Source organism: Azospirillum agricola, from assembly GCF_017876095.1.
Taxonomy (GTDB): Bacteria; Pseudomonadota; Alphaproteobacteria; order Azospirillales; family Azospirillaceae; genus Azospirillum; species Azospirillum agricola.
In genome coordinates this window covers 1-4,170 of sequence record NZ_JAGINM010000064.1, presented here as the reverse complement: position 1 = coordinate 4,170, position 4,170 = coordinate 1, and the positions used below count along the sequence as shown (strand labels likewise).

Genomic DNA, 4,170 nt, shown 5'->3' with positions numbered 1-4,170 from the left:
CCTCGACCTCCGTGAACACTTCAAGGTCCGCCGCCACAGATCGATGCGGTGATTGCCCGGTCCGAACCGAAGGGGCCGCTCGTAACGCTTACGCTCATCTCCGGGCGTCGGGCTTTCGTAGCTGACTTGGATGCGATCACGATTGCTATCGATCGGCGCTTCGTTTCGCAGCCGACGCATCCGATCGCCAAGGCCTGAGGTTATCTCTGGCTCGGTAGGGACGGGCTTCACACAGCCTCCCAAAAACGAGTTCCATTCCGAAGCTTTGCGTAATAGTGCGTGCCCGTCGTCGATTAAATCCAGCGCGTCGGCAATGAAGTCCGCCCAGAGGTCGGCCTCCTGTGGTGTCAGACCACGGTCGATTAACCATTCTTCTAAGGAGGTTGTGACCGTCATACCGCCTCTTTACTGTTAAAGCCCGACATCGCCGCAGCAGTGACAAGATCTGCATCGGCAAAGGCGCGATCCAGCGTCCAGTGCATGCGCTCACGTGGCTTGAGCAGGACGCTCGCCATCATCTGGCGCGAATGCCAGAGGTAGCGGCTTTGCGTCAGCGTGCTAGCCCCTTGCGTGGCATAGGCTTTTGCGGCGGTGTGGGCGATTTGGTATGAAACGCTCGCTGCCGAGGCGGACTTGCACTTATACTCCACGACCACAGCCACGAGATCGCTTGCAACTGGGATCGCGCTTACTGCGTAGCGCTGGCGCCCAGCATCCAACTCGCGCAGCATGGTAGCGAGATAGGCATCAATCTCGTTTGCATCGCCGAGCCGCATCGCGTCGATTGGCGTTCCGCCGTCGGTAAACGCCTCCCGGAAGGCCGTGAATTCCTCCACCAGATCGCGGTAGACCGGCGGAAGGCCCAATCGCTCGCACACGAGGGCCTCGCGCTCTGGTTTGGCGAGGTCCAAGAGCGCCGACCAATCGTTCGCATCCATGTCACCGAACGGCCAAGGAAGCTCAAGAACACCAGATAGCTCCGCGTGGGGACGGTCGATGGTCATCCGTCGGCTGTTGACGAAGCACAGATAGCGGAACGTCCGGGTCGACATGTAGCACGCGAGCGCTTCGAGAAACATGCGATGACGGGCAGGCAGCGGCGTTCCGGCAAAACCGGGAAAACAACCGACAATGAAGAAGCTGGGCGCAACAGGTGGTTCGACGAACAGTGCCGTCTCGCACGTCCTCGGCATGAGTACGACATTTCCCATCAGAAATGGAAGCGAGCGCGGATGGGCTTTTTCCAGTTCGGAAGGCGGTAGCGGGACGGCGCTGGTGTCCGGAACTAGGGAGGGTTCGAGCCCCAGTTGGCGTCGCCAGAAAGTCGGTTTTTTCGGATTGCAGTTGAGCACGAACTGCTTGTCAAGATTCTGATCAACCTCGATCTTGAATTGCAGGCCGATTGCCTGATCAAGCTCTCGCAACGAACGCAGCCGGCCGGAGGCGATCTGACGATCAAGCTTGGTCAGGACCCGACGATCGACGGGCGAGCAGGTGAAGAGCCGCAGCCAGTCGGCATCGCTCAACCCGACGACGTCCTGCCAGAGCACTTGCGTCCAGTCGTGGAGAAGGGTCCAGAGCCGTCCTTTGCGACTGGCCGGCTGGGTTGAGCGGACAGGGCGATAGAGCCAGAACCTGTGGCCTGACTGGGGAATAGCCTTGCGCAGCAGAACCACTGCGGTTGCTTGGCGGGCGCCGCGCTCAGAACTGCTCTCCACAGCGCCTGCCGTTCGCGCCGCCGAACGCCGAAACAGAACATAGCGGAGATGGGCCAGATCGGCGATGCCGATCAACTCGGCATTGCTCCGCAGGGCCTGTGTGAATTTGGCCGAGTAGGCGTTTACCAAGCTCTTTTGTGGGATCAGAAAGCCGAGTGCGCCATTTTCACCAAGGTGGTCGCGATAGGCCTTCCACAAGAATAGCTCGGCCGCCTGCTTGTCCCCAATCGGCGCGCGTGATTGTTTCAGATAGGCCACGGCTCCAGGGCTGCGTAGTTCCTTTAACTGCACCCAAGGCGGGTTGCCGACAACGATATCACACTGGATTCCCTCGGATGCGTCCGAGAAAAAGTCTCCAGTTCGAATGTTGGCTCTGCGATCGGTATCCCCCTTCAGCATCGGTGGGAACAGCCTTGGGCGGCCGACGAGTACGGGCCAACTTGTATAGTCCGCCGCTTCCTTCGGATCGACATAGTCGAGCATTGTTAGGTAGAGGCTGAAGGCGGCCACGTGACATGCGGTTGCGTTCAGCTCTACGCCAAAGATGTTGTCGGTCATCAGCTTGTGCAAGCGGTCGAGAGGCAAGCGCGTCTTGCCGCTGGGCAGCGAAGATTCCACGATGCGCCGGTATGAACCGACAAGAAACACCCCCGATCCAGTCGCTGGATCAAGCACACGCGTGGCCGCGTCCAAGGCTGTCTTGTCTTCCAGGCGATCCAGCGTGTAATCCGCTAGATACGGGGGGGTGTAGAACGCTCCGTAACGTCTGCCCGCCTCCTTATCCTCGTTTCTGAGGAACATCTCGTAGATCGCGGAAAGCGTCTCGGTGCGAATGGTGGCAAAATCGTAGTCGAGGAAGCTCAGTTGCAATGCGTCCTGGGAACCCAGTTCCGCGCCATGCCGCAGAACCCGTCGTAGCAGATTTAGATGCGTAGCATCATAGGCGTCGACATAGGCCGACGGCATCGGGAAGATACTGCCATTGAAGACCTCGTCGAGGCGCTGGAACAGTGTCTGGGTATCCGAAAGTGACCAGTCGTGGCCTTCGTCCAGCCCGATCCCCGCCAGTCCCCAGGCTGCAAGGCGCTCCCTAGTGATGAAGCGCCGGTCGACGAGAAAATAGAAGTAGAGCAGCCGGGCGATGAGCGCGTTGATCACTGGCGGTTCGATCATCCGACGTGACTGTGTCGCGTTTGAGAATGCAACCGATAGGTTTGCGAGCGAGCGCAATAGCCGTTCATCGACAAACTCGTCGGCCGTGCGAGCCTCGTCACGCCATGCGAGAGAGCTTCGTAACGTCTTTGCGAGCAACGGCCTCAACGCTGGGTGCTGGACAAACTCACTCGGATCATTCGGGACGACAAGAGGGAGTTCGAGCGCATGTCGAGCCCAGTCCGTGGAGGAGAATGCAAAGCCCTGGCAAATCCATACGCGGTCGGCGGATGTAGCAAGCAGATAAGGGGCAAGACCTTGGCTCCAGACGCTGCGATGTACCTGCTGGGCTTGCGCAGCATCCGAGACTTCTGCAAGATATACGAGCGGCGTGAATCGTGCGCGGTCTGGGCCAAGCAGTGCGCCTTCCCGTCCTGTCCAGAGGCCGAATGCGGCCCGCACGTGCATGAGCTGCGCCGCGAGCCGAAGTGCATGGCGGTGATTCGGCTGTTGGGCGAACGCGTCAGCTCGGATGTAGCCGGGGTCGCCGTCATACCCCAGAAAACCGGCGAGCGCGTCGAGCAGTCCGCTCATCGTGCTGCTCCACCAACGGCCTGTGGCGCAAACGGAAGAGGTGCTTGCGCCTGCTCCACCACACCGGAAAAAGCCGCGGTCCATAGCCGGTCGACGATCGGTTCACAGGGAATAACGATGGCCGGCTGTTCGCGACTGAGCCGATCGGCATCCACCAACTCCACCTTCTCGGCCGTCACGATCACGAACGTTGTGCGCAGGTTGCTGAGCCGTTGCGGCGCACATAGGTCGAACAGTTCGTCCCAGCGATTGGCCAAACCCGCGATGCCGACATTCAACGTGCTTACGGACGCGGACACTACGGCGAGTGCGATCAGTTCACCTGCCGAAAAGCGAGCTTTCTTGCCGGACTTTGCCGATAGCTTCGGCACGACCTTCCGCCAATGCCGCCACGCCTCAGGGGAGACCCCCGCAAAGCTCCGGGCTTGCTCGCCGGTATATTGTATGGTGTGGGGCGTCATTTTTCATGGGGCTAACAACAGGGAATATTGTCATATAGAACAAATTTTGCTCTGCCAACAGTTTTAAGGATACAAAGGCTTTTCAGATGGCAACTTTGGCGCGGTTACGTCTGAAAGCTGCCTAGCGCTATGACCGCCTTCCAATCTAGCCGGTCACGTCCCTGAACGTGGTGTAGGAGCTGTGGGGAACCGGCCCGCCGAAGCGCCCCCCAGAGCTGGCGTAGGCGGGCCGGTTTTCCACAGCG

3 protein-coding genes are annotated in these 4,170 nt (G+C 59.7%); all 3 read right to left on the bottom strand.

The genetic code is table 11. The features are described 5' to 3' along the window. Positions 1 to 396: hypothetical protein (locus tag J2847_RS33785; RefSeq protein WP_209783100.1), on the bottom strand; the 396-nt coding region annotated here is incomplete at its 3' end. Next, entirely contained in the window at positions 393 to 3,464 is a 3,072-nt protein-coding gene (locus tag J2847_RS33780; protein WP_209783099.1) for an HsdM family class I SAM-dependent methyltransferase, read from the bottom strand. The genes J2847_RS33780 and J2847_RS33785, both read right to left, overlap by 4 nt. After that, positions 3,461 to 3,925 carry a hypothetical protein gene (locus J2847_RS33775; RefSeq protein ID WP_209783098.1) on the bottom strand — a complete coding sequence of 155 codons (465 nt, stop codon included), beginning with the start codon at positions 3,923 to 3,925 and terminating at the stop codon, positions 3,461 to 3,463. Before J2847_RS33775 ends, J2847_RS33780 begins: the two co-directional genes overlap by 4 nt. Positions 3,926 to 4,170 lie beyond the last annotated feature (245 nt).

Excerpts from the sequence above, each read along its gene's own strand:
- J2847_RS33775 (WP_209783098.1), bottom strand. The coding sequence starts at position 3,925 with ATGACGCCCCACACCATACAATATACCGGCGAGCAAGCCCGGAGCTTT.
- J2847_RS33780 (WP_209783099.1), bottom strand. The coding sequence starts at position 3,464 with ATGAGCGGACTGCTCGACGCGCTCGCCGGTTTTCTGGGGTATGACGGC.